Annotated in this window: 25 protein-coding genes and 1 riboswitch; of the genes, 23 read left to right on the top strand and 2 right to left on the bottom strand. The window is 44.7% G+C overall.

The features are described 5' to 3' along the window. Nucleotides 1-79: 79 nt before the first annotated feature. The 18 genes from BTR1S_RS07995 (at nt 80) to BTR1S_RS07910 (ending at nt 19,077) form a co-directional block, all read left to right on the top strand. Nucleotides 80-568: a YpuI family protein gene (locus BTR1S_RS07995; RefSeq protein ID WP_006636460.1), complete on the top strand. Its 489-nt coding sequence runs from the start codon at nt 80-82 to the stop codon at nt 566-568. Nucleotides 569-727: 159 nt separating this feature from the next. Continuing rightward, entirely contained in the window at nt 728-1,879 is a 1,152-nt protein-coding gene (locus BTR1S_RS07990) for a D-alanyl-D-alanine carboxypeptidase family protein (RefSeq protein ID WP_006636459.1), read from the top strand. Continuing rightward, entirely contained in the window at nt 1,867-2,457 is a 591-nt protein-coding gene (locus BTR1S_RS07985) for a nucleoside recognition domain-containing protein (protein ID WP_006636458.1), read from the top strand. Before BTR1S_RS07990 ends, BTR1S_RS07985 begins: the two co-directional genes overlap by 13 nt. Before the next feature lie 4 nt (nt 2,458-2,461). After that, entirely contained in the window at nt 2,462-2,998 is a 537-nt protein-coding gene (locus BTR1S_RS07980) for a spore maturation protein (protein WP_006636457.1), read from the top strand. Nucleotides 2,999-3,161: 163 nt separating this feature from the next. Beyond that, nucleotides 3,162-3,896 (top strand): 23S rRNA pseudouridine(2605) synthase RluB, encoded by a 735-nt coding sequence (gene rluB / locus BTR1S_RS07975; RefSeq protein WP_006636456.1) that lies wholly within the window; start codon nt 3,162-3,164, stop codon nt 3,894-3,896. Nucleotides 3,897-3,971: 75 nt separating this feature from the next. Further along, the gene (gene resA, locus BTR1S_RS07970) at nt 3,972-4,508 is read left to right on the top strand and encodes a thiol-disulfide oxidoreductase ResA (protein ID WP_029418331.1); all 537 of its coding nucleotides are present in this window, start codon (nt 3,972-3,974) and stop codon (nt 4,506-4,508) included. After that, entirely contained in the window at nt 4,508-6,148 is a 1,641-nt protein-coding gene (resB, locus tag BTR1S_RS07965) for a cytochrome c biogenesis protein ResB (RefSeq protein ID WP_006636454.1), read from the top strand. Before resA ends, resB begins: the two co-directional genes overlap by 1 nt. A 12-nt stretch (nt 6,149-6,160) precedes the next feature. Continuing rightward, the gene (ccsB, locus tag BTR1S_RS07960) at nt 6,161-7,336 is read left to right on the top strand and encodes a c-type cytochrome biogenesis protein CcsB (RefSeq protein WP_006636453.1); all 1,176 of its coding nucleotides are present in this window, start codon (nt 6,161-6,163) and stop codon (nt 7,334-7,336) included. Between the two features lie 145 nt (nt 7,337-7,481). Then, nucleotides 7,482-8,204, top strand: coding sequence for a response regulator transcription factor (locus BTR1S_RS07955; protein WP_006636452.1), 723 nt, complete (start codon nt 7,482-7,484; stop codon nt 8,202-8,204). Then, nucleotides 8,201-9,982, top strand: coding sequence for an ATP-binding protein (locus tag BTR1S_RS07950; protein ID WP_006636451.1), 1,782 nt, complete (start codon nt 8,201-8,203; stop codon nt 9,980-9,982). The genes BTR1S_RS07955 and BTR1S_RS07950 overlap by 4 nt, the downstream gene beginning before the upstream one ends. 662 nt (nt 9,983-10,644) lie before the next feature. Continuing rightward, nucleotides 10,645-11,346: a response regulator transcription factor gene (locus BTR1S_RS07945; RefSeq protein ID WP_029418332.1), complete on the top strand. Its 702-nt coding sequence runs from the start codon at nt 10,645-10,647 to the stop codon at nt 11,344-11,346. 3 nt (nt 11,347-11,349) lie between these two features. Continuing rightward, on the top strand, nt 11,350-12,807 hold the full coding sequence (locus BTR1S_RS07940) for a sensor histidine kinase (RefSeq protein WP_029418333.1): 1,458 nt from the start codon (nt 11,350-11,352) through the stop codon (nt 12,805-12,807). Next, on the top strand, nt 12,804-13,937 hold the full coding sequence (locus BTR1S_RS07935) for a PD40 domain-containing protein (protein ID WP_006636447.1): 1,134 nt from the start codon (nt 12,804-12,806) through the stop codon (nt 13,935-13,937). Before BTR1S_RS07940 ends, BTR1S_RS07935 begins: the two co-directional genes overlap by 4 nt. 360 nt (nt 13,938-14,297) lie before the next feature. Continuing rightward, nucleotides 14,298-15,140, top strand: a complete 843-nt coding sequence (locus BTR1S_RS07930; RefSeq protein ID WP_006636446.1) for a polysaccharide deacetylase family protein — start codon at nt 14,298-14,300, stop codon at nt 15,138-15,140. A 56-nt stretch (nt 15,141-15,196) separates the two neighbouring features. Continuing rightward, entirely contained in the window at nt 15,197-16,114 is a 918-nt protein-coding gene (locus BTR1S_RS07925) for an LCP family glycopolymer transferase (protein WP_029418335.1), read from the top strand. Between the two features lie 300 nt (nt 16,115-16,414). After that, complete coding sequence (gene sigX, locus BTR1S_RS07920; RefSeq protein WP_006636444.1) at nt 16,415-16,999, top strand: RNA polymerase sigma factor SigX; 585 nt, start codon at nt 16,415-16,417, stop codon at nt 16,997-16,999. Continuing rightward, on the top strand, nt 16,935-18,065 hold the full coding sequence (locus BTR1S_RS07915) for an RsiX family anti-sigma factor (protein WP_006636443.1): 1,131 nt from the start codon (nt 16,935-16,937) through the stop codon (nt 18,063-18,065). Before sigX ends, BTR1S_RS07915 begins: the two co-directional genes overlap by 65 nt. A 166-nt stretch (nt 18,066-18,231) precedes the next feature. After that, on the top strand, nt 18,232-19,077 hold the full coding sequence (locus BTR1S_RS07910) for a M23 family metallopeptidase (RefSeq protein ID WP_006636442.1): 846 nt from the start codon (nt 18,232-18,234) through the stop codon (nt 19,075-19,077). A 57-nt stretch (nt 19,078-19,134) separates the two neighbouring features. On the opposite strand, the gene serA is transcribed toward BTR1S_RS07910, so the two are convergent. Then, a complete protein-coding gene (serA, locus tag BTR1S_RS07905) occupies nt 19,135-20,712 on the bottom strand; it encodes a phosphoglycerate dehydrogenase (protein ID WP_006636441.1) in 1,578 nt (525 codons plus the stop codon). A gap of 232 nt (nt 20,713-20,944) precedes the next feature. Then, nucleotides 20,945-21,077, top strand: a riboswitch (FMN riboswitch). Between the two features lie 154 nt (nt 21,078-21,231). On the opposite strand from serA, the gene BTR1S_RS07900 reads away from it, so the two are divergent. After that, complete coding sequence (locus BTR1S_RS07900; protein ID WP_006636440.1) at nt 21,232-21,816, top strand: ECF transporter S component; 585 nt, start codon at nt 21,232-21,234, stop codon at nt 21,814-21,816. An 86-nt stretch (nt 21,817-21,902) separates the two neighbouring features. Here the strand turns inward: BTR1S_RS07900 and BTR1S_RS07895 are convergent, their stop codons facing one another. After that, the gene (locus BTR1S_RS07895; RefSeq protein WP_003183064.1) at nt 21,903-22,151 is read right to left on the bottom strand and encodes a ferredoxin; all 249 of its coding nucleotides are present in this window, start codon (nt 22,149-22,151) and stop codon (nt 21,903-21,905) included. A 265-nt stretch (nt 22,152-22,416) separates the two neighbouring features. On the opposite strand from BTR1S_RS07895, the gene BTR1S_RS07890 reads away from it, so the two are divergent. From BTR1S_RS07890 to BTR1S_RS07875, 4 genes are read left to right on the top strand one after another with little or no spacing between them, the layout of a single operon-like run. Further along, complete coding sequence (locus BTR1S_RS07890) at nt 22,417-23,475, top strand: YpbB family protein (protein WP_029418336.1); 1,059 nt, start codon at nt 22,417-22,419, stop codon at nt 23,473-23,475. After that, entirely contained in the window at nt 23,468-24,955 is a 1,488-nt protein-coding gene (locus tag BTR1S_RS07885; RefSeq protein ID WP_029418337.1) for a RecQ family ATP-dependent DNA helicase, read from the top strand. The genes BTR1S_RS07890 and BTR1S_RS07885 overlap by 8 nt, the downstream gene beginning before the upstream one ends. Next, nucleotides 24,949-25,593, top strand: coding sequence for a CPBP family intramembrane glutamic endopeptidase (locus BTR1S_RS07880; RefSeq protein ID WP_034325511.1), 645 nt, complete (start codon nt 24,949-24,951; stop codon nt 25,591-25,593). Before BTR1S_RS07885 ends, BTR1S_RS07880 begins: the two co-directional genes overlap by 7 nt. Then, a complete protein-coding gene (locus BTR1S_RS07875; protein WP_029418339.1) occupies nt 25,535-26,296 on the top strand; it encodes a LysM peptidoglycan-binding domain-containing protein in 762 nt (253 codons plus the stop codon). Before BTR1S_RS07880 ends, BTR1S_RS07875 begins: the two co-directional genes overlap by 59 nt. The last annotated feature ends 35 nt before the right edge of the window (nt 26,297-26,331 follow it).

Genomic DNA, 26,331 nt, shown 5'->3' with positions numbered 1-26,331 from the left:
ATCGTATTTTTTATGTTTATTTGCTGAAATCAAAGAATACGAATGTAACAAAGCAATGAGGGGAAGGTTGCCGACACCAATGGGACATTCAATGGCAAGAGCCCAAACCGAGCAGGCGCGGGAATTTTTATCACAGTCTGTTCAGACGTTAAGCGATTATTTAAATGAAACAACGCTGGCATCACTGGAACAGGAAGAGTCAGGGCGAAAGGATTATTACCGCGAGATCCTCAGCAATTTAAGAAAGCTTGCGGTTTACTGTGAAGAAGGACTTGAAGCCTGCCGCATCAGGCTGCAGCAGGAGCCTTTTCAGGACGCTGCAGCCGAAAGGACGCTCTATCAGATTTATCATCGATGTATAGAAGAATTTTTTACTCCAAAAAAAGATACGTGGTACGAAGACAGCAGAGCAGCTTATACGGGAAGAAATGCCATTCGTTTTCACGAACCAGCACCAGCCTCATTAAAGAATTTGATGGCTTCTCTTGAAACCGGGTATCAATCGATGAGAGAAGAGTTGGAATACTATGCGAATGACTATCGGATGAAGATGGTTCAATCCAGATAAATACAGACGGCAAATGTGCCGGCCTGAGGCCGGCGCTGCAAAGCCAATGCGAAACTCCCCCTTTTTTGGGGGAGTTTTTTTATGAAATTGGACAATTGAAGTTCATAACCGTAAGACAAGCGCATAAACTTGTACAAACCACAACAAGGACGTGAGAAAATGCGCTTTCTAAAACAAGCTGCAGCAATGTTTATCACGTTTTCTCTTTTTTTCTCTTCAAACCAGATCAGCCAAGCAGAACCCTCCATCAGTGTCAGCGCAAAAAGCGCCATTGTCATGGATGGAAGCTCAGGAAGGGTTTTATTTGCTAAGGACGAACATGAAAAACGGCGCATTGCAAGCATCACGAAAATCATGACAGCCATTTTGGCCATAGAATCGGGAAAATTGGAGGAGACGGTAACGGTCAGCGACAGGGCGGTCAGGACTGAAGGGTCTTCTATCTATTTGAAAAGCGGACAAAAAGTGAAGCTGAAAGATCTTGTATACGGTTTGATGTTGAGATCGGGGAATGACGCGGCGGTGGCCATTGCCGAACATGTCGGCGGAAGCCGTGAAGGCTTCGTTTATATGATGAATCAAAAAGCGGCAGACCTCGGCATGGAAAACACCGTTTTTCATAACCCGCACGGACTTGATGATCATAAAGACCATTATTCAACCGCATATGACATGGCGCTTTTGACCAAATATGCGATGACAAATAAGACATACCAAAAGATCGCCGGGACAAAGCATTATAAAGCGGAAACCATGCAGGGCTTCTGGAAGAACAAAAATAAGCTCCTGACGGGTCTTTACCGGTACAGCACGGGAGGGAAGACGGGCTACACGAAGCTCGCCAAGCGGACGCTTGTATCCACCTCATCTAAAGACGGGACAAATCTGATCGCCGTCACCATAAACGCACCGGACGATTGGAACGATCATATCCAGATGTTCAACTATGTGTATGACCACTATAAAACCTATGTCATCGCCAAAAAAGGCGAAATCCCTAAACTGAAAGATACCTTTTATGGAACGAAGGCTTTCATCAAAAGGGATGTCACATACTTATTAAATGATGATGAGAAAGATCATGTGAGAATCGAAACAAAGCTGCTCAAGCCGAAGAAATCCTGGCGGAAAAACAAACAGGCGATTCCGGACATCATCGGTGAAATGAATGTGAAGCTCGACACAGAAACGATCGCGAAATTGCCCATTTATTATGAGAACGAGCAGAACAAAAAACCGAAACAATCGTTTTTGGACACCTTTACATCAGTCTTTAAGAAAGCCGCAGGCGGTGCAGCATGGTCAATATAATCTGGGTGGGCTTAACCGTGATAGGCCTTGTTTTCGCGCTTTTTAACGGAACGGTTCAGGACGTCAACGAGGCTGTCTTTAACGGGGCGAAAGAAGCGGTTACGATAGCGATCGGATTAATGAGCGTTCTTGTGTTTTGGCTTGGATTGATGAAAATCGCCGAACAGTCCGGGCTTTTGGACAAATTCAGCCGCTTGTGCCGGCCGTTCATTTCGAAGCTTTTTCCGGAGATTCCCCCTGATCATCCGGCGATGGGTTATATTTTATCCAATCTCATGGCCAATTTTTTCGGGCTTGGAAACGCGGCGACACCGCTCGGCATTAAAGCGATGGAACAAATGAAGTCGCTCAATCAAAACCGGGCCGAGGCAAGCCGTTCAATGATTACCTTTTTAGCGGTCAATACGTCAAGCATCACGCTTATCCCGACAACGGTAATCGCCGTGAGGATGACGTATGATGCGAAATCGCCGACAGATATCGTCGGGCCGACGATTTTAGCTACGCTGATTTCAGGCATTTTCGCCATCATCATTGACAGATATTTTTATTACCGCAGAAAAAAGAAGAAGGGGTGAGCATTTGGAATTCATCAACTGGCTTTCTTTGGCCCTTATTCCGTTTATTATAGCCTCAATTCTTTTATACGGCACATTAAAAAAGGTTCCGACCTACGAGGCCTTTGTCGAGGGGGGGAAAGAAGGAATCCAGATTGCGTTTTCCATCATCCCTTATCTGGTCGGAATGCTTGTTGCGATCACGGTCTTCCGGGCATCCGGAGCGATGGATTTTTTTATGGATCAGCTGAAGCCCGTTTTTTCAGCCATCGGAATCCCGACGGAAGTCGTGCCCCTTGCGTTGATCAGGCCGATTTCAGGGACGGCCGCGCTCGGCATGACTACCGATTTGATTGCTGTTTACGGACCGGATTCCTTTATCGGCCGGCTTGCTGCCGTCATGCAGGGATCGACTGACACGACTCTTTACGTCCTGACCGTCTATTTTGGCGCGGTTGGAATCAAAAAAATGGGGGATGCTTTAAAAGTGGGACTGCTTGCCGATTTAGCGGGGATCATCGCATCTGTTATCATTGTGACATTACTGTTTGGAAGCGCCTGAAGGGCGCTTTTTTGCTTTTCATGCAAAACTGTTTTACTTTTTGCGTCAGAAAGGATACATTTAAGGGCGAAGTTCCGTTTTTTAAGACATGCTGCTGCCTGTACAAAAGGTATGCTTGTTTGTTCGTTTGGAAAAAAGTAAGATAATACATGAGGTGAAAGATATGGAACGACTTCAGAAAGTAATCGCTCACGCCGGAATCGCATCGAGAAGAAAGGCGGAGGAATTGATAAAAGAAGGGAAAGTCACCGTCAACGGCAAAACGGTCAGGGAGCTCGGCGTCAAAGTGACAGGCTCTGACCGGATCGAGGTGAACGGAATCCAGCTGGAAAGCGAAGAACCCGTTTATTTCCTCTTTTATAAGCCGAGAGGCGTTATTTCAGCTGTCAAAGATGATAAAGGGCGGAAAGCGGTGACCGACTTTTTTCAAGAGATCCCGCAGCGAATCTATCCGATCGGCCGGCTTGATTATGAAACGAGCGGGCTGCTCCTTTTAACGAATGACGGCGATTTTGCCAACAAGCTGATGCATCCGAAATATGAGATCGATAAAACATATGTGGCAAAGTTAAAAGGAATTCCTGCAAAGGAAAACCTCAAAAAACTGGAGCGCGGCATACGGCTTGAAGAAGGCAAAACCGCCCCTGCAAAGGTCAAGCTGCTGTCGCTCGACAAGAAAAAACAGACAAGCATCGTCCAAATCACGATTCATGAGGGGCGCAACCGCCAAGTGCGGAGAATGTTTGAAGCGATCGGCCATCAAGTGCTGAAATTGAAAAGGGAAAAATATGCTTTTTTAAACCTGCAAGGCTTAAAAACGGGGGAAAAGAGAGAGCTGACGCCGCATGAGGTGAAACGTCTGCGGGCGATGGCAGAACACGGGAAACACGCTTTCTAAATTTTCACACAACCTTCAAAAAAGGATGAGTTCGAAGATGCTATAATGATACTGAGTGTCTAAATGAGGGGGCGGATTATGAAGAAAAAGCGTTTTTACATTCGGACAGGCATTCTCCTTGTTTTGCTGGCTGCGCTCGGCTATACACTTTACAGCGCTGTATTCCAAGACAAAGAGCAAGTCGCGGAGGGAGATCAGGCTCCCAATTTTTCGCTTGAGGATGTTGGCGGCAACCGTCTCAAACTGGACGATTTAAAAGGCAAAGGGATATTTTTAAACTTTTGGGGCACATGGTGTGAACCGTGCAAAAAAGAATTTCCTTATATGGCGAACCAATATAAGAAATTCAAGAATCAAGGGGTGGAAATCGTTGCAGTAAACGTCGGGGAATCAAACCTCGCCGTCCGAAACTTTATGAAGGACTACGGCGTTAATTTTCCGGTCGTGCTTGATAAGGACAGGCAAGTGTTGGAAGCTTATGACGTCACACCGCTTCCGACTACGTTTCTGATTAACTCTGAAGGCAAGATTGTCAAGGTCGTGACAGGCACCATGACCGAGCGTATGATTCATGATTATATGAATATGATAAAACCTGAGGGGTCTTCATGATGAAAGAAATCAAATGCGAGTGCGGGCACGTAAATCCGCTAGGAACCGTCTTGTGCGAATCCTGCGGAAAGCCGCTGCAGGAACAGGGGGCAAAGCTCCTTGACATGCGGTATGACGGAAGCGCGAGGCGCTCACAAACATATAATAAAACGATTGTCGATAAAATCTGGAACTTCTTCTCGTCTGTGAAGGTAGGCGTCTGGCTGATCGTCATCACCTTGGCGGTTTCGGCTCTCGGGACAGTTTTTCCACAGGAAATGTTTTTGCCGCCAGGAGCGCAGGCTGATACATATTATAAAGAACAATACGGACTGATGGGACAAATCTATTATACTCTTGGTTTTCATAATCTTTACGGTTCCTGGTGGTTTATTATTTTGATCGCTTCAATCGGCGTGTCACTGGTGATTTGCAGCCTTGACCGGGTTGTGCCTTTATACAGGGCATTGAAAAAACAGGGGATCACCCGAAACCCGAATTTTATGGAGAGGCAGAGGCTGTTCAGCCGGACGGAAACAGAGCTTTCCGACAATGTGAGAATGCAAATCATCGAGAAATTGCAAAAAAAGCGGTACCGCGTAAAAGAAGAAAACGGCAATCTGTTTGCTGAAAAAGGCCGTTTTTCAAGATGGGGGCCATATGTCAACCATATCGGACTGATCATTTTCCTGATCGGCGTCATGCTCCGCTTCGTTCCCGGCATGTACGTTGATGAATCCCTTTGGATCAGGGATGGGGAAACAGTTCCGATCCCGGGGACGGACGGGCATTACTATTTAAAAAATAATCGGTTTACGAAGGAAATGTACGACAGTGAAAATGAGAAAAAGGTATTTTCAGAGGCCATCAACAAAGCGGGAAACGGGATGGTCGCCAAATCGTTTCAAACCGATGTCGAGCTGTATGAAAGAAAAGATAACAGCCTGCCGGGCGAATCACCTGAATTAAAAAAGGTGAAAGACGGCAAAATCAGAGTCAATGAGCCGATGAAATTCGGTTCCTATACCCTTTATCAGCTCACCTACAAGGAAGGCGAGCTCAGCAAAATGGTGTTTCAGCTAATCGAAAAGGACACGGGGAAATCGTTCGGGAAGGTGTCGATTGACCTTTTCGATCCGAAGCCGGACTATGATCTTGGCAACGGTTACAAGGTGCACCTTGCAAGCTATCTGCCGGATTTTTATTTTAATGAAGACGGAGAGCCGAGCACGAAAACAAGAAACCCGAACAATCCGGCTTTTGTCTTTCAGATTACCGCTCCTGACAAGCCAAAGGGGGAAAAAAGCTTTGTGGCGATTCAGGAAACGATTGAAGGCTCTGACGATAACAAATATAAAATGAAATTTGATCATGTTGAAACAAAGAATCTGTCGGGCCTGACGGTCAGAAAAGATTTGACGCTGTGGGTGCTGATGCTCGGCGGCGCCATCTTTATGATCGGAGTCATTCAAGGAATGTACTGGCACCACAGACGGATTTGGCTGCGGTCAGCTGACGGGCACGTGCTTGTCGCCGGCCATACGAATAAAAACTGGTACGGATTGAAAAAAGACCTGCAGGCCGTGCTTGAGGATACGGGGATATCCGAACCGGCCGATCAAAAAGAACTGTTCAAAGAAAAAAATAAACAGCCAGCATAGGGAGGGGTTTTCATGGCAGAGCTCAGCGGAAATTTATTGTACGCGGCTTTTCTTTTGTATCTGGCAGCGGTCTTCTTTTTTGGCGGCTCAATCAGAAGTAAGACATCGGCGCATAAAAAGAAGAACCGATGGGCGTCAATCGCCGTCTTTATTACGATCTGCGGATTTGTGTGCCAGCTCGGGTATTTTATCACGAGATGGATCGCGTCCGGACATGCTCCGGTCAGCAACCTCTTTGAATTTACAACGGCTTTCAGCATGATGCTCGTGCTGGCGTTCATCTTCATCTATTTTATTTACAGGCTGTCCGCTTTGGGGTTGTTTACGCTGCCTGTCGTGCTGCTATTAATCGCATACGCCAGCATGTTCCCGACCGATATCACACCGCTGATCCCGTCGCTGCAAAGCAATTGGCTGCATATCCACGTGATAACGGCAGCGCTCGGTCAGGCGATTCTCGCGATCAGCTTCGTCGCCGGCGTGATCTTTCTGCTCAAGCATGTGGATCAGTCGAAACCCGGCAAAAAAACGTTTTGGCTGGAAGTTGTGATGTTTATGCTTGTGACCACGCTGGCGTTTATCATTGTGACCACCGCATTCAGAATCGCCGGTTATGAAGCGGAATTTAAGTGGGTGAATAAAAGCAATCAGGAAGAGGTCATGGTCTATGAGCTTCCTGCTTTAATCGGGCCGAACAAAGGAGAGCTTTTGACAGAGGGGAAGATGGAGCCGGTTGTTGATGTTCCGCCGATATTCTCGGGCCGGAAGCTGAACACCGTGCTTTGGTCGTTCGCCGTGGGAGTCCTGCTGTACGGGGCCATCAGGCTGATCGTGCGAAAACGCATCAGCGCGCTCCTTCAGCCGCTGGCGAAAAACGTCAATCTCGATCTTGTCGATGAAATCGGCTATCGGTCCGTATCGATCGGCTTTCCGGTTTTCACGTTGGGGGCGCTTATTTTTGCGATGATATGGGCGCAGCTGGCCTGGACCAGATTCTGGGGCTGGGACCCGAAAGAGGTGTGGGCGCTGATTACGTTTCTGTTTTATGCCGCCTATTTGCATCTCAGGCTTTCGCGGGGCTGGCACGGAGAAAAATCGGCCTGGCTCGCCGTCATCGGTTTTGCCATCATTATGTTTAATCTTATCTTTGTAAACCTTGTGATCGCAGGACTGCATTCCTACGCCTGACCCCGGGGGAAGGAGGTTCAGGCCTTGCCTGGACCTGCCGGATCTCCAAGGATGGAAAAATAAGGGGAAGAGTAAATCTCACTTGGATTACAACAGCTTTTCTAATAAAATGAATGTAAGAAGATTCAATTTCAGGAGGTTTACGATGGAACAGACAAAAGAGACAAAAATATTAGTAGTAGATGACGAGGCAAGAATCAGACGTCTATTAAAAATGTATCTTGAAAGAGAAAATTACAAAATTGAAGAAGCCGAGAACGGAGATGAAGCCATCGATAAAGCTCTTGGCCATGACTATGATTTAATCTTGCTTGATTTGATGATGCCGGGAACTGATGGCATCGAAGTGTGCAGACAGATACGGGATAAAAAAGCAACGCCGATCATCATGCTGACGGCGAAAGGGGAAGAAGCGAACCGGGTGCAGGGATTTGAAGTCGGTACAGACGACTACATAGTGAAACCTTTCAGCCCGCGGGAAGTCGTGCTAAGAGTCAAAGCGCTCTTAAGAAGATCATCGCAAACCTCTTATCTCAATACGGATACAACGGCAAAAAATGTACTTGTCTTTTCTCATTTATCAATTGATCACGACGCCCACCGGGTCATGGCGGACGGAACAGAAGTCAGCCTGACGCCGAAGGAATATGAACTTTTGTACTTTTTGGCTAAAACGCCTGACAAAGTATACGATCGCGAAAAGCTGTTGAAGGAAGTTTGGCAGTATGAGTTTTTCGGGGATTTAAGAACGGTCGACACTCATGTCAAACGTTTACGTGAAAAACTGAACAAAGTCTCTCCGAAAGCGGCGAAAAAAATCGTGACAGTGTGGGGTGTCGGTTACAAATTTGAGGTCGGAAACGAATGAAGTTTTGGAAGAGCGTCGTTGGTAAACTATGGTTTACCATTCTTCTCTTAGTTTCACTCGTCTTGATTATTTTAACGTTTTTTCTGCTTGAATTTATCGAGAACTATCATGTCCAGGAAGCAGAGGCTGATTTGACGAAGCTTGCCAACAAGGTGGCCGTCATTATTGACAACCATGAAGATCAAAAAGTGGCCAGGTCGATCACCTGGGAGCTGGCGGACGAGATGACCGCCATCGCAATCGTGAAAAATGAACAGGAATATTGGTATTCGCCGAATCAGGATAAAAAGCTGTCTTCCATTACCTTAAAAGAAATCAAGCGCGATTCCGATTTAAACCGCGCGCTCGCCAATCATGAAAAGGTGCAAAAAAGGATGTCCCTGAACAACCAGAAGAACGATCAGCTGATTGTCGGTGTTCCTTATGGAAACGGGAAGGATGAGGGAATGGTTTTTCTTTCCCAGTCGCTTCTCGCCGTCAAGGATACGACAGAGCATACGACAAGGTATATCCTTTTTGCTGCTGCGATCGCCATCGTTTTAACGACGATCTTCGCTTTCTTCCTGTCAAGCCGGATCACCTACCCGCTCAGAAAAATGCGGGAAGGGGCGCAGGACTTGGCGAAAGGCAAATTTGACACAAAAATCCCGATTTTAACACAGGATGAAATCGGGGAATTGGCCATCGCTTTTAACCAAATGGGGCGGCAGCTGAAATTCCACATTACAGCCCTTAATCAGGAAAAAGAGCATCTGTCGAATATTTTAAGCAGTATGGCGGACGGAGTGATCACCATCAATATCGATGGAACGATCCTGGTGACAAACCCTCCGGCGGAACGTTTTTTGCAGGCATGGTATTACGAGCAGAACATGAATGTCAAAGAGGGGAATGAACTGCCCCCGGAAGCGCGGGAGCTGTTCCAAAACACCGTCAGCACGGAAAAAGAGCAGATGATTGAAATGACGCTGCAGGGCAGATCCTGGGTGCTGTTAATGAGTCCGCTTTACAATCAGTCCCATGTACGCGGAGCGGTCGCCGTCTTGAGGGATATGACGGAGGAAAGGCGGCTTGATAAGCTGAGGAAAGATTTTATCGCCAATGTCAGCCATGAGCTGAGAACCCCGATTTCGATGCTTCAAGGCTACAGCGAAGCCATAGTGGATGATATCGCAAGTTCTGAGGAAGAGAAAAAGGAAATCGCCCAGGTGATTTATGACGAATCATTGAGAATGGGACGATTGGTCAACGATCTGCTCGATCTTGCCAGAATGGAAGCCGGACATATTTCATTAAATGTTGAAAGAGTCGAGCTCAAGGAGTTTTTCGAAAGGGTGTTCAGAAAGTTCTACGGAGTGGCCGGCGATAAAGATATCAGCCTTACCAACCATCTGGATCTACATGAAGACCAATTTGTGTTTGATTCGGATAAAATGGAGCAGGTGCTGACAAACTTAATTGACAACGCCATCCGCCATACCAATGCAAAAGGCACTGTCCATATCGATGTGCAGTCTGTCGAAAACGGCTTGAAAATCGCGGTGAAAGATTCGGGCAGCGGGATCCCCGAGGAAGATCTGCCGTTTATCTTTGAGCGCTTTTATAAAGCTGATAAAGCGAGAACGAGAGGGAAAGGCGGAACAGGCCTCGGCCTTGCCATCGTCAAGAATATTGTCGATGCCCATAACGGTTCGATTACGGTTCACAGCAGGCTGAACGAAGGTACGACCTTTACGTTTTATATTCCAAGAAAAAAGCAAGATGCTGGCCAAATTTGACGAAGAATATTGTTCCATAAGAAACAGAGAGCACCTGTTCATTTCGAACAGGTGCTCAGTCATTCGAACAGCAAAAGCAAGTCAATTCGATAGAAATTCCCTGCTTAACGTACTGCTTGCTGGAACGTTTAAACCTGAGCTGCTAATAAAAATGGAGACAGGTGTAAACCATCCTGCTAACAAGGGATTTTGTGGAAGGACAGAAAGAATACGGACATCAAAGAATTTTTCAGGAGCAAAAAACTTGAACCATTTGATTTGCCAATGGCAAATCATCATAGCGAAGGCGCCGCAATTCCCGGAAAACTACATGCGGAAATTGTCATTTCATTATAGGAAACTTATAGAAAGTACAGGGATTTTTCTAAACCTAAACGTTCCACTACGCTTTTAAAGTGATGATCCAATACGGACATATTTCCACGCTTGATCTCCATCTTTCATCATGCCATACAATAACGGCTTTTTAACGGGGGAAATGAATTGCTGGCAAGCCATCACACGAATGACTTTCGATGCAAGGTTATATTTGGTGCCGGGTGGTTGTGAGACCTGAATGGACAATAGTTTCTATAAGAAGGATGCTACAATCAATTCATATCGGAAAACCCAAGAGATATCTAGATAAATATAAGCATGAAATAGGGAATGAGTGATTTTATATGGATAAAACGAAAATACTGATTATTGAAGATGATGAACCAATTGCCGATTTGCTTTCATACGGGCTTACAGCGGAAGGATTTCAGACGTACACTGCGGCTAGCGGGGCTCTGGGGATGAGCAAATTAGAACAATTCAAACCCGATCTTCTGCTGCTCGATTGGATGCTGCCTGATTGCAGCGGATTGGATATTTGTAAAAAGGTGACCGAGAGCTATAATATTCCGATCCTGATGATCACCGCAAAGTCAGATATCACGGATAAAGTACTTGGATTGGAATTCGGGGCGGATGATTATATTACAAAGCCGTTTGATTTGCGCGAAGTTGTGGCCAGAATACGGACGATACTTCGGCGTCTGGAGCAAGCTCATCATTTGAACGAACGGGAAACGGCCAAAGCGCATGAAATTCGCTTTAAAAATATTGTGATTGTTCCAGAAGAAAGACTGGTAAAAAAAGACGGAAGAACGATCGAATTAACTCCTAAAGAATATGATCTGCTTATGACTTTGATTGACCATCGCGGGAAAATTTATACGCGTTCAGAGCTTTTGGAATTCATCTGGGGGTACGATTTTGCAGGAGATACACGTACGGTAGATACTCATATTCAAAGACTTCGAAAAAAGCTTGATGCAAGTGACTTGATTACAACTGTGTTTGGTATCGGATATAAATTCGAGAAACAGGAGGAATAGAGGGTGTTGCGGACCATCAAGGGTAAATTTATTATCGGCTTTTTTCTGATTTTTTTTCTCTCTTTCCTCGTGCTCAATCAAACGGTAAAGACCGTCATTTGGTCGAGCAATGAAAAGATTGTGACCTCGGATTTAGTCGATCTGAAAAAAAACAGTATCGTGTATGTAAATCAAGCATTTTTAATCAATCACTATAAAAACAATGAGCTTTATTTCGGCGATATGGCAGATGAAATAGCGGATAATTTAAATCACTCCACTGGAAGCAATGTAAGTGTATATACCGTCGATGGCACTCTGTTGTCTTCTACTGATAAGAAGGTGTTTTCCGGAGGGAATGATGAGGATCTTAAACAGGCTATCAAAGGAAAGACTGCCTATCATATCACCTATGATCGAAATAAAGCAGAGGTTTTTTTCTCATATCCAGTTGTCATTGATGGCACAAAAGTAGGCATATTACGCTTTTCTAAAGATTTTAACCTGCTGTACAAGCAAAGCGGAGAGATTTTGGATATTGTTTTTTATATCGCACTTGCCATATTTGTGGCGGCGTTCCTTTTCTCCTACATCCTTTCCAGACATATTACGATTCCGCTTGTCAAGCTGACAGAGGCCTCCTCACAAGTCAAAAAGGGCAAGTTGGATGTAGATATCCAGATTCGCAGAAAAGATGAGATCGGCCAGCTTGCCGTCAATTTTAATGATATGATCAACCGGATTAGAGATCAAATTTCAACCATTGAAAGGGATCGCGATCGGTTAAAGGAACTAAACGAACAGGAAAAGCGATTTTTTGACAATATGACGCATGAGCTAAAAACACCTCTGACTTCCATTCAAGGATATGCCGAAATCATAAAAGAAAAAGGGGCATCAGATCAGACATTTTTTGATAAAGGAATGGATCACATTGTTGAAGAAAGCCGGCGCCTGCACGAATTGGTGATCAAACTTCTTGAAGTATCCCGGGAAACGTCCAAGGATGATCGATTTGACAGGATCGACGCAGGAGACATTTTAAAAGATGTATGCGAATCCATGAAGTTTCGGGCAGAACGGTATAAGAAAAGGATCACCTGTGACATCGAAGAAGGTCTGTACGTTCACGGTCAGGCGAACAGGCTGCGCCAGCTTTTTATCAATCTGCTGGACAACGCGATCAAATACAGCTTATCTCATTCGGAAATCATCATTAAGGCCGGGATCGTTGGAGAAAAAGTTCTTTTTACGTTCAAAAACCCAAGTGCTCCATTTGAAAATAACCACCACTCCAAAATGTTCCAGCCTTTTTATTCGGTAAACCAAAAGATCAAGGAAGAGGGAAGTGTCGGTTTGGGGTTAAGCATTGTTAAAACAATTGTTGACGAACACGGGGGAACAATCGAGATGTTCTACAAGGAAAACTATACAATGATTAATGTTGAAATAGCTTACGCGAAGGTTGAGAAATCATCATGAAGAACAAACAGTTTATCATCTGGTCAGGGCTGCTTTTATTTCTCGTCATTATCGTGTCCAGTTATAATGTGGGAAAACGGTCGGAAACCGTTATTATACCGAGCAAGGAAGAGAATGTTCAGAAGAACCGGCCATTTCAAGTGAAGACGATATATCGCCTTCCAAAAGCAGATCAGTTGCTTGGATGGTCGTCATCGGATTCCATAGTCGGTTTTTTCAAGGGAAATGAGACATCAGAACGTACAGCGCATCGTCTTCAGCGCCTTTCCTCTCCCTATGAAAAAGCTGAAAATCTGCAAGGGATTGAAAGCAATACATCCAATCTCAAGATATCTCCAGACGGAACGAGCATCGCCGGATTAACCATATCATCAAATAAGGCCTCAATGAAGCTGATTTCGTTGGCAAACGGGAAAAAAACGGAAATCGCCAGCTTCACCTCCAACAATGAGGTCTATCTCCAAGATGTTTCATGGTCAAATAATAGCAGATACGTTTGTTATCTAGTCATAGATGCTGCGAAAGACGGTCAGGCTACCATTTATGTTTTTGATACAGATTCCGGAACGCTCAAAACGTATCCATTGAAGGATTTTGCCGAGAAAGATTCGCTTACGGGAGTTAACATCTCTGATAATGGACGCGGATTGCTGCTTACCGTGTTACAGAAATCCGGGCAGAAAGAAAACATCATGATGGGAACCGTTAGCGGCAATCGCATCAATATTCAGGACAAGCGTCAGAACAGCCTTGGGAAGCCTGTTTGGTTAAACAATGATCAATTTGTATTCCTGGGCACCGGGGAAACCCTGTACGAATACGATCGCCGAAACAACGAGCTTTCTGTTCTGCTCGAAAAAGTAGCCACTTTCACATTGTCAAATGACCGAAAGAAAATCGCTTACTCTCTGCATCCTGATAAGGACAGTCTCTATGCAGGTAAGCTTCAAGGAAAAAATATCCTTTATGAAGAACCGGTATATCACGGCACCATACCGTCAGAAACAGAAATATATTGGAGTCCGGATGGCAACAGCCTGCTCGTTAATGTGCAAAACCAGTATTCTTCTATGGAGAGTGCTTCAGCGAGATTTTTAGATGATCAATCTTATATCATAACTTTTAAATAACCGACAGTTTTCAGTTTTAGCTAAAAACCTTATTTCAGTTATATACCGAAATAAGGTTTTTTTTATTAACGATTATACCTCTTGATTTCTACCCATTTACTCCGATTACACTACATTACAGGGTAATAAGTCCGGTTATTTGCTTTTTACGATCCCGCAAAAAATGATGTTTTCCTTGTTTTTGTGACATTTTGTTTACAAGTTGGTCGAACTTCTGCGATATCTTCCCCTTATATTAAAAGAGCATCCTTCTTATCGAACTTTGTCTTTAAACATCAAAACTAAAAAATTGTCATTTGTGTGTGACGAGTTTTTAAAAGAAACCTAGTGATGATATCTACAGTTGAGGAGTTGGAAAAAGTGTCAGATTCACCAAAAAAAGATCGTAAATTGAACGGACTAGGAAAAATAGTATTAGGTATGTTGATTGTACTGGGTGTAACTTTGTTATGCATTTCTTGGAATGCACTTGCCGGTTCAAAGCAGGAACCGCTAAAAGGAAGTGCCAACGCTTCAGAGCAGATGTCGGGGAGCAAACATTCAGGCAAACATTCAGTAGCGAAAAAGGAAAGCAAGCAAACATCGCTGGAAACCGGAAAGGTAGTCTATTTGACATTTGATGATGGGCCGAATCCGGCTGCTTCAAAAAAAATCTTAAGTTTGCTTGATAAGTATCATGCAAAAGCAACGTTTTTCATGTTAAAACCGAATATTGAGCAGAACCCTGATATTGTAAGGGAAATGGTCAAAAACGGTCATTCCGTTGGGTCTCACGGAGTGACGCACCAAGTAGCGAAAATCTATAAATCTCCTGAAAGCTTTGCGGCAGAAATGAACGATACGCTTAAAACGATCAAAGAAACGACCAACGTCAATACACATTTGATCAGGTCGCCTTATGGATCAAAGCCTTACATTACTGGTCCATTTCAAGAAGCCATTAAACGTGAGCATTTTAACATTTGGGATTGGACTGTTGATTCAGAGGACTGGAAGTCTGCAAATACAAATGGCCAATTCGTCAATAATGCGATTCAGCAAGTCAATAACCTTACCGGAGTAGAGCCGCTTGTCGTATTAATGCATGAAAAACCGACGACTGCGGCGCATTTGGAAAAGTTGCTAAAATACTTTCAAGAAAACGGTTATGAAATGAAGGCGGTTCATGATTCGATGAAGCCTCTTCATTTCAGATGGAATTAATAAACGATTTCGACTGCGAATCAGCATATTAGCTGCATCGACAAGGAAGGGATACTATAGTGAAAATGAGAAAAAGAAAATTAAAGATAAAAAATATAATATTATTGGTCCTGGCTCTATTGATGACTGTTGGCGGTTTGGTTTCTTACGGTGTTTACCGCAACGTAGCAAAATCAATAAGTAATATGTACGAACCCCTAAAGCGGGATTCCGAGCAGCAGAATGCAGCCGCTTCGCACGATCCTATATCCATTCTTTTATTGGGGATAGACGAGCGCCCAGGGGACAAAGGCCGCCCGGATTCTATGGTTGTCATGACTGTTAATCCGGAGACAAAAAAAACCACGATGACAAGTATTCCGCGTGATACGAGGGTATTTATACGATCAAAGAATACCTTTTCTAAAATGAATTCGGCATATACCTATGGCGGAATTGAAGGTACCGTTCAAACGGTAGAACAATTTTTGAACATTCCAATCAATTACTATATCAAAGTAAATATGGACGGGTTTAAAGATATTGTAGATGCGGTTGGCGGAGTCACGGTGAATAATCGTATTGACTTCACCCTTGAAGGAGTGCATCTATCAAAAGGGAAGCAACATCTTAATGGTAAGACTGCTCTTACATATGCGCGGATGAGAAAAGACGATCCTCGCGGTGATTTTGGACGTCAACAGCGGCAGCGCGAGATCATCAACCAAATTATTCATGAAGGTGCACAATTAAAATCATTAGCAAACTATCAAGAGATCTTAACGGCATTAGAAAAAAACGTAAAAACGAACTTGACGCTGGACAAAATGATCGATATTCAAAGTTCTTATAAAGAAGCTGCAAAGAATATTAAACAAATAGAAATTGAAGGTGAAGATAAAAAAATGGATGGCTTATGGTACCATATTGTGACTGACGAAAAGCGAAAGGAGATCTCAAAAAAGCTTCGCCGGCAATTGAACTTAAAATCATAACGAGCGAATTCAGTCAATTTCAAAGTATAAACCTTAATTGCCTGACAAGGTCAACAACGCTCCGGTCACAAGAACAAAAGCCTTTTTACAGGCACAGCTTGTAGAGAAAATGGGGGTTACTATAAGCTTAGCACCTGTTCATTTAGAACAGGTGCTTTTATGCTGTAGTTTAGTTAAAATTAAGCTTAACTTTAGCAAAATCCCCTTTCAATTTTCATATGTTCGTAATATAGTTGTAATAGTTGTAATGTAACTTTTTGAGATTGACAAACGACAATAAATTGAACGGAGGGGTTTCAGGTGGAAGAAACCTTTCAGAGAATATATGATACATATCACCAGGATTTATTTCAGTTTTTATTTTATATGGTAAAAGATAAAAGCCAAGCGGAAGACTTAGTCCAGGAAGTGTATATCCGCGTATTGCACTCATATGAAACATTTGAAGGCAGAAGCAGCGAAAAAACCTGGCTTCTTTCGATTGCCCGGCATGTCGCCATCGACTGGTTCAGAAAACAGCAGACGATCCGCCAGCGGATTATGGGTACGTTTGATTGGGAAAAACAAGAGGTGAGAGACCAGCAGCCACTGCCTGAAGACATTTTGCTGCAAAATGAAAACCTAAATGACATCTTTAAAGCGCTTGATAAATGTACACTGGATCAAAGATCTGTGATTATTTTGCGCTTTATTCAAGGTTATTCGATTTCAGAAACGGCTCAGGCGCTGCAATTTTCTGAAAGCAAAGTGAAAACGACCCAGCATCGCGGCCTGAAGGTACTTCGCAAACAGATGGAGCTTTTGAAGGAGGATCAAAGGAATGAAGAAGTCAGAATGGAACGAAGAACGGCTAAAGATGTTACTAAGCCAACTTCCAACAGTTAAAGATGACCGTTCAGCAAAGCAAATTTATCAAAAGCTGCTTCTTGCGCAGCCGAAGATGAAATCCCCTAAAAATCGGGCAGGGGCATTTGCTGCGACAGTGATGGTTCTCTTTCTTCTCATGCTGATCACTCCTCAATTAGTCGATCAAATCAGATCGCAAAGCGGGGAAAAGGCTGACATCGCTTCAGGCAGCCAAAGCAACATAGAAGCGGGGCACGGGGAAGCGAAAACGGCTGATGCAGGCCAGTCGAAGCCTGCCACTACTTTTGTCGTTCCCAGCGATCAAAAAGACAATTATGTCACTTTGGCATTTTTAGATGATTCAGACTCGGTTATCGTACCGGTCAGCATACGAAAAGGCACCGGCGTGAAAAGCGTGGAAGATGCCCTTAACGAATACGGCCAGCTTGATGTTGATCAGTTCAAACCGTTTAACACATCTTTTTTGCAAAATATAAAATTTGATGAAGAGAAAGAAAGCAAAACTGTGACCATTCAAGTGGATGAAAACATTTCCGGCATTTCATCTGGTGATTTTCAGCTGATGAAAAAAGTGCTCAATGAAACATTTAAATGGAGTTCTTATAACTCCGTACAGTTCGTCTCAAACGGAGAACCGGGGATTGAAGTCGATTCATATGGTATGCTTATGGATTTGTCCATTGAGCAGCAGTCACAAAGAGGCTATTTACTGTATGATAGCGCTGACGGAAAGCAGTATCTTGTACCGTCGAATGACTCATATCGAGATATTAAGGAAGCAATCAGGAAGATGCAGCAAGGAGAAAGCGGCTCTCATTTAACATCCATTATACCGAGTGACCGGCTGATTCAATCGGTTGAAGAAAACGGCAAAGAGCTTATTATTCATTTTTCGTCCTCAGCGGACATTCAAAATCAAACCGATGATATTTTAATGCTGGAAGGCCTGCTCCTGACAGCAAAAGATTTCGGTTTCACAAAAGTGAAATTTATGAATGCAAATATAAACAGGGTCGGAAGCTATGACTTGTCAAAATCCATACCTGTCCCATATGCTCCAAACCCGATTACGATAAAAAAATAAAAAAAAGAGACTCCTGTCCCGGGGTCTCTTTTTCAATGGATAAAATGTATAAAATGTCCTTATTTGGAAGTATACTAAGCTGTCGCAAAAGAAAAATCTTCTTGCCGAACGGGCATACATCGGCGTGCAGGCTGTATCCTGCCATTGCATAGGAGGACTGGAACACTTGAAACCGCTTAGACATAAATACGTCATATTGCTGATCATATCGCTGTCGGGCTTCGCTTACACCATGGCCCCATCTGCTGCTGCATCTAAAGGAGCGAAAGCCTCACATTGGATCGAACCGATTAAAGGGGAAATTACGGATCAGTTTGGCACAAGGGGAGGCAAACATAAAGGACTTGATATCGCTGCTCCTGAAGGAGAGAGCGTGGTGGCTGCCGCAGGCGGAACCGTAAGTAAATCATACGCATCCGATTCATACGGCCAAGTCATTTTCATCAAACACGATAACGGATATGAAACAGTCTATGCCCATTTGAGCAAACGGCTGAAACAAAAGAACGACCGTGTGAGAAAAGGCGAGCAGATCGGAATCATCGGCAATACCGGAATCTCGACGGGAACGCATCTTCACTTTGAAATCCATCATGGACCATGGACAGAGAATAAGAAAAACGCGATTGATCCGCTGACAGTCTACAACGAGAAAGCGTTTCAGCAAAATTCTGTTCATGTCCATAAGGGGAGCAGTGACGCAAACGGAACGATCACCGTGCAAAAAGGAGACACGCTCTGGAAGATCAGCCGAAAGAGCGGAATATCTGTCAACCGCATCATGAAGATCAATGCTCTTGCCAATTCGCATATTAGCGTCGGACAAATCCTGCACCTTGATGAGCGGGAGGCGAAACGCCGCACTTATATTGTCCAAAAAGGGGATACGCTTTACCAAATTGCCGAAAAAATGGGTGTAACGGTTCAGCATATTCAACAATGGAATGATCTGAAAGGGGAGCAAATCTATCCGCGCCAGCCCTTGACTATCAGAGATGATCATTCATCATGAAAACGAAAAAACGGAACTCAGGAAAGAGAAAGTCTTCCTCCTGAGCTCTGCCGGCTGCTATGGCAGGTCGATGACCTTAACCGATACAATGTCGTCGATGTTTTTTAATTCATTGACAATGCTGTCTTCAAGGTGGCGGTCAAATGAGAGCATCATGATCGCTTCGCCGCCTTTTTCTTTCCGTCCCACCTGCATTGTCGCGATGTTGATGTCATGATCTCCGAGAATCCGGCCGACATGGCCGATCATGCCGGGTTTATCCTGATGGTGGATGTAGACAAGGTGACCGGTTGGATAAAAATCAATGTCAAATCCGTTCAAAGCGACAATCCGTCCGCCAAAGTGCGGAATATACGTCGCTGTTAACGAAAACGTTGACAGATCGCCGGTTACTTTAACGGAAATGCAGTTTTCATAGCCGGATTCATTGGAAGAAATCTTTTCACTGAAGCTGATGCCGCGCTCTTTCGCAACGGTGCCGGCGTTTACTTCATTGACGGTGGCAGCGACGCGCGGTTTCAGGAATCCGGCCAAAAGGCTTTTCGTAATAAATGATGTTTCAAGCTTTGCTATAGACCCTTCATAATGGATGGCCACATCTTTAACAGGCTCGTTCATACATTGTGATACAAGGTTTCCGATTGTATTGGCAAATTGATGATAAGGCTGGATCTTTTGGAAAGAGTCCTTCGTCATGGCCGGAAGGTTGATCGCGGACATGACAGGGTTCCCCTGTGCATATTGCAGGACTTCCTCTGAAACCTGGGCCGCTACATTTAGCTGTGCTTCTTTTGTTGAAGCTCCCAAATGCGGAGTGGCGATCACGTTCTGGTGATCGATCAATTTTGAATCCACAGGAGGTTCGACTTCAAAAACGTCGAGGGCCGCCCCTGCGACATGACCGCTTTCAAGCGCCTCAAAAAGTGCCGCTTCATCAATGATTCCGCCTCTGGCGCAGTTGACAAGGCGGACGCCTTTTTTCGTTTTGGCGATGGTTTCCTTGTTTAAGAGCCCCTTCGTTTCTTTCGTCAGCGGAGTGTGAACGGTAATGATATCTGCGGAGGCGAGAACTTCTTCAAAGCTGTTGGCGTTGACTCCGAGCTTGTTTGCTCTCTCCTGGGTTAGAAACGGATCATATACATGGACCGTCATTCCAAACGCTTTGGCGCGGCTTGCAATTTCGCTTCCGATCCGCCCCATTCCGACGATGCCGAGCGTTTTTCCGTAAAGCTCTGAACCCACGTAAGCAGAACGGTTCCATTCGCGCGATTTAACGGATATGTTCGCCTGCGGAATATGTCTCATCAAAGCGGAAAACATCGCAAAAGTATGTTCAGCCGTTGAGATTGTGTTTCCGTTCGGCGCGTTAACGACAATCACGCCGTGCTTCGTCGCTTCATCAATATCGATGTTGTCCACGCCTACCCCTGCTCTGGCGACAATTTTTAATGATGTCATCTTGTTGAACAGTTCTTCCGTCACTTTTGTGGCGCTTCTCACCAAAAGAGCATCAAACGTATGAAGCTCATCTTCCGCTTCCGCGACATTTTTTTGAACAATTTCAATAAAATCAGCTTCCATTAATGGTTTAAGGCCATCGCTAGACATTTTATCTGAGACCAATACTCGAAACATGTAAGATTTCCTCCTAAATAAGCGTCATAAATATCTGATAATTTACCATATTCCATAAATGGTGTCAATGAGTTCCCGCGGAAAAGACGAAAATTAAAAATGAATAAACTGTGAATGTGCGGATTTTAGCTGGAGAGGGGAAATGTGTTTTGCTGATGGAAGAAGCTGAGCTTCGATCTGTACATTTCTTCACAATTACATTATAATAATATCAAAATTAAAAAATCATATGATCAATCTTCGGGGCAGGGTGAAATTCCCTACCGGCGGTGATGAGTTTTGACTCTAAGCCCGCGAGCCTTTTTTAGGCAGGATTCGGTGAGATTCCGGAGCCGACAGTATAGTCTGGATGGGAGAAGATGGAGGTTCCGCGTTTGAAATGCAACATTTTCAAGCGTTTATTTAACCTGTCTGAAAACAGCCCCGCTTTGTCAAAAAAGCGGGTTTTTTGTTTAATGGCGGGGGCAAGAACCATTCCTCTTTTCGTGAGATGTTGATCGAAAAGGAGAAAGTGACAAAATGAAACACAACAGAGTAAGACGTCTAGTGTCCATCAGTATGCTGAGCAGCATTGCATTTGTGTTAATGATGCTGAGTTTTCCGATTTTGGGGGCGTATCCGTATTTGAAAATTGATTTCAGCGATATTCCCGCACTGCTTGCCGTCATATTATACGGCCCGGGTGCCGGTATCGCCGTTGAAGCAGTGAAAAATGTGCTAAACTACTTTATTGCGGGCAGCGCGTCAGGCGTCCCGATCGATCAGACGGCGAACTTCATCGCAGGAACGCTGTTTATTCTGCCGGCCGCTTTGCTGCTGAAAAAATCAAGCTCTGCCAAAGGGTTTGCGGCGGCGCTCATTGCAGGAACGGTATTGATGGCTGTTTTAATGAGCATTTTAAATTATGTACTGTTTATGCCTGCATACACTTGGTTCCTACATGCTCCGGCATTATCGGCAGCCGCGCTGAAGACGACGATCGTGGCCGGAATCCTTCCTTTCAATATCATTAAAGGCCTTGTCGTGACATTGGTGTCCACACCGATTTTCCTTCAGCTGAGACCTTGGCTGAAAGAAAATGTCCGGATGGCTAAACAGCATTAACGCATAGAAAAAAAGCCCGGGCTCGAAAGCAGCCGGGCTTTTTGATTAAAAAATATCCGGCACACGCTGTGCCGGATATTGCTTTTTTATTCGTGCTTAAGCGGGTCGCCTTCAAACGGCTCATCCGCAACTTTAATCGAATCGGTAGGACATCCTTCAAACGCATCCATCATGTCTTCTTCTAAGACATCAGGCACTTCGACGACACCTTGGTTGTCATCGAGAGTGACAAACGCGATTCCTTCATCATCGTAGTCATAAATATCAGGAGCGGCTGCGCCGCAAGCGCCGCATGCGATGCACGTATCTTTGTCTACAATTGTATATTTTGGCATGAATAAAAAACCTCCCAGATTGTTCTTCGTTGGAACAAATGGTTTAACCCTCTATCTGTCCGATATGAAACCTATTCCCATTCCTTATTGTAATGCTGTTAATCCTACATTTCAACTCAAAAATATTGAGAATGCTTATCACACAAGGGTTCTACTGCTAACATGCCCCTTTTAAATGACTTTAAACGTCGATTTCTCTGCAAAATCTGTTAAAATAATAAGAAGAAAATGATCGAATGTTGTCCGGAAGAATGTAGGTGATGCTATGTCAGTTCATTTTTTTGACGCCGTCGTGCTGGACATCCTCTCTGCGATGAGGGGAGAACGGTCGCCGAGCGCCGTATATCATTTGTTAAAGGGGAAAAGGTCATCACAGACGATACAGGATGCCGGTTTATTTGCCGTCTCAAAGTATTTCGGCTTTTGTTCGTCCCTTTCAAGAGACCGGTTGAATGGCAGCTTTCAAAAATTGCTGCGGCAATCTTTCATCACCGAAAAGCGGGAAACAGGCGCTTATGTCGTGACTGAAAGCGGCGAAAAGGAACTTGCCCGCTGCTTCAGCCTGCATCCCTGGCCCCGCCATTTTCACTGCGCATATTATCAGGCGGCCGCAAACATCATGTGGGGAAGGATGTCCCTATTGATTCAGGTGTTGTCAAACAGACGTTATGGGGAACGCGTTTATTTGCCGATCATAAAAGATTACCAGATTCAACATTGGGTCAGGCAGTACTTGAGAAACCGGAATGCAGACGAGCTGGCAGCGCGTTTTCATGCGGAATTGAAGGAAAAACTGTCGGCATTGGATCATGACCGGCAGGCCGCTGTGTTTGTACATTCCCTGACATCAGCCGCCAAAGTCGGTTTTACATGTAAACAGCTTGCAGAAAAAATGCGTGAGGATGAATGGTACATATATGCTCTGTTTTGGGATGTTCTGCACTATTTTATTCAATCCGTTCAAAAGGGTGAAAGCCCGCTTTTTCAAGCGCTGATCAAAGACATCCCATTTAAAGACGGACTGACACAGTCGACAAGGAAAACGCTGTTTTTGATTAAAGAAGGAAAATCGATTGACCGGATAGCGGAAATCCGCAATTTAAAAACGGCGACGATCGAGGACCATATCGTGGAAATCGCGATTCATGATCCGGCTTTTTCCATTGAAAAATACGTCACAAAAGAGGAACAAAAAATCATTGCCGATTATGCGAAAATCAATCAAACCAATAAAATCAGACAAATTAAAGAAGGGCTCGGCGGAAGATACAGCTATTTTAAAATCCGCCTGGCCCTGTCGAAAACGGTGACCCGGCATGGATAAACTTCATCAGGCCCTCTACCGCCATTTCGGCTACAGCTCTTTTAAAAAGGGACAAGAAGACATTATAAAAAGCGTCATCGAAGGACGGGACACGGTGGCCATGCTTCCGACAGGAGGAGGGAAATCATTGTGCTACCAGCTTCCCGGTCTTTTGACAGACGGAACGGTGCTGATAGTATCCCCGCTGCTGTCTTTAATGGAGGATCAGGTCCAGCAATTAAAAATGCGCGGTGAAAAAAGAGTCGCGGCTTACAACAGCGCCTTAACCTATCAGGAAAAAGAAGCGGTTTTAAAACAGCTTCACCGGCTCAAGTTTCTTTATATATCACCCGAGGCTCTCCAGTCGGAGCAGATGTTGAAGCGGCTTCAAGCGATTAATATCAGCTTTTTCGTCGTTGATGAAGCCCACTGCATCTCGCAATGGGGGCATGACTTCAGACCTGACTACTCGAAGCTCGGCGAGATCAAAAAACAGCTCGCCGGCCCCGTTACCCTGGCGCTGACAGCAACGGCAACAGAAGCGACATTAAAGGATATATCCCGGCTCCTCGGTTTGGAAGAAGCCCGTTATTTGATTCATTCCGTTGATCGGCCAAACATCGCCCTTCATATTGAGGAAGTGCAGGATACCGCCGAAAAAACGAAAAGGCTTACCGAACTGGTCCGTAAGCTTCAGGGGCCCGGCCTCGTCTATTGTCCGACAAGAAAATGGGCTGAAGAACTGGCTGATCGGATCACAGAGGGGACGAGGCTGAGAACGGGGTTTTATCACGGGGGAATGGAAGCCGGGGACAGGATGCTGATTCAGCAGCAGTTCATCCGTAACCAGCTCGACCTCGTCTGCTGCACAAATGCGTTTGGAATGGGTGTTGATAAGCCGGATGTCAGGTATGTAATCCACTTTAACCTTCCCCAGACAGCTGAGGCATTCATGCAGGAAATCGGGCGGGCAGGACGGGATGGAAACCGGAGCATCAGCATTCTGCTGAAGGCTCCCGGAGATAAGGAAATTCAAGAGCAGCTGATTCAGACAGAAGCCCTCAGCCGGCATGATATCGATTTTTTGTATGAAAAGCTTGCCGGCGTTCGGGATGAACGCGGCTTAAAAGAAACCCTTCAGCAATCGGGCTTAACGGAAACACAGGCCCGCCATTTTGCCCACTTGTATGTAAAGTTTCGCCATTTAGGGAATAAAGGCAGAGAGCACATTTATCAGGAAATGGACTTCAGAAAGCAGCAAAAATTAAGCAAGATGGAAGGCTTTGCCCACATCGCAGCGAACAAAGGATGTTTTCGCGAAGGGCTGCTTGCTTATTTTAATGAAAGGCGAAAACCGAGGAAAACGCCTTGCTGCACGCACTGCGGATTACATCTTGAAGATTATGAAGCTAAAGGAGACCACCCGATTATGAATCAATTAACAGCATGGGAAGAAGAATTGGATATGATTTTCGCTGTCAGCCGTGATCATGTATGCTGAAAAAACAATCGGACATCATCCGGCGGCTGTCAGACGGGGAAATGCTGAAGCAGCTCTATTTTTCCCAGCTTCTCATGCTCTGTACAGCGATTTTGCTGGGCGTCTTTTTGTTTGATGATACCGGCAGTTTTTTCTCGCTGTGGAATGGATATGATCTGAGAATCCTGACATACGGCGTGCCGCTTGCTGTTTTCGTAATCATCATCGACCTGGCAGTGATGAAATGGGTTCCCGAGCATATGTATGACGATGAAGGGATTAATGAAAAGCTTTTTCGAAGCCGTTCTTATCCTCATATACTGGTGCTGACGCTTTTCATCGCATTTACAGAAGAAATATTGTTCAGGGGCGTGATCCAGACCCATTTCGGCATTTGGACGGCAAGCATCATTTTTGCGCTTTTGCATTTTCGTTATTTAAGAAAGTGGCTGCTCTTTGTCATGGTGGTTTCCATCAGCTTTTTGCTCGGAATCAGTTTTTTAGCGACAAACAATTTATTCATCCCTGTAACAGCGCATTTCCTGATTGATGCTGTATTTGCGTTTCAGATTCGTTTTCAACACGTTAGGAGGAGTTTACATGACGGAGATGTCAAGGATAGAGAGGAAGAAAAAGGAGCGGGAAAAGGCTCAGGCTGAGCTTGCCCGGCAAACAGCGCCAGAGCCGGAAATCCGCGAAGATAAGATCCCTTCCAGACAGTCTTATCATGAAAAGAAGAAAAACAGCAAAAAAAAGAATAAAAACAGGAATCCTTTATTTACATCGCTTGCTGTCATATTTTTATTCATTCCGATCATCGTCTTCCTGGTGTTTATGTATATGATGAATCAAGGCGGTACGAATCCTGAGCAATATGACGATGTGTTTTATGAAAAGTCAGGCGATACAGGCTTCCTCAATGAAAAAAACGGCGGCGATCAGGAGGCTGATCAAAAAGCGGACTCTGAGCAAAAAGCCGCCGCTCTTCAAGAAAAAAAGCAGGAAAACAGCGAAAAAACGGACGAGACCCCAAAAAAAGAAACAGCGCAAGAACAGCCTACAGAAGACAAAAAAACGGAGGACAAGCCTGCTGCGGCAGAGAACAAGCCTGCCGTAACTGCGAAAAAATCCGAAGACAAGTCCGCTTCCACAAAGAAAAATACCGCAAAAGCCCCCCCGGTCCGGCAAGCGCCGCAACCAAAAAAGGTGATTCAGCATACCGTCGCTGAAAAAGAAACCCTTTACCGGATCTCCATGAAATATTATAAAGACCGGTCAGGAGAGGAAAAAATCCGCAATTACAATCAATTATCCGGCAACAACGTGTACGCGGGGCAGGTGCTCGATATTCCTTTTTATTGAGGGCCTGCATGATTGTCCCGTCTTCCTCATATACA

This window comes from Bacillus sonorensis NBRC 101234 = KCTC 13918 (genome assembly GCF_001592005.1).
GTDB classification, from domain to species: domain Bacteria; phylum Bacillota; class Bacilli; order Bacillales; family Bacillaceae; genus Bacillus; species Bacillus sonorensis.
This window is presented reverse-complemented; position numbering and strand designations above follow the sequence as displayed.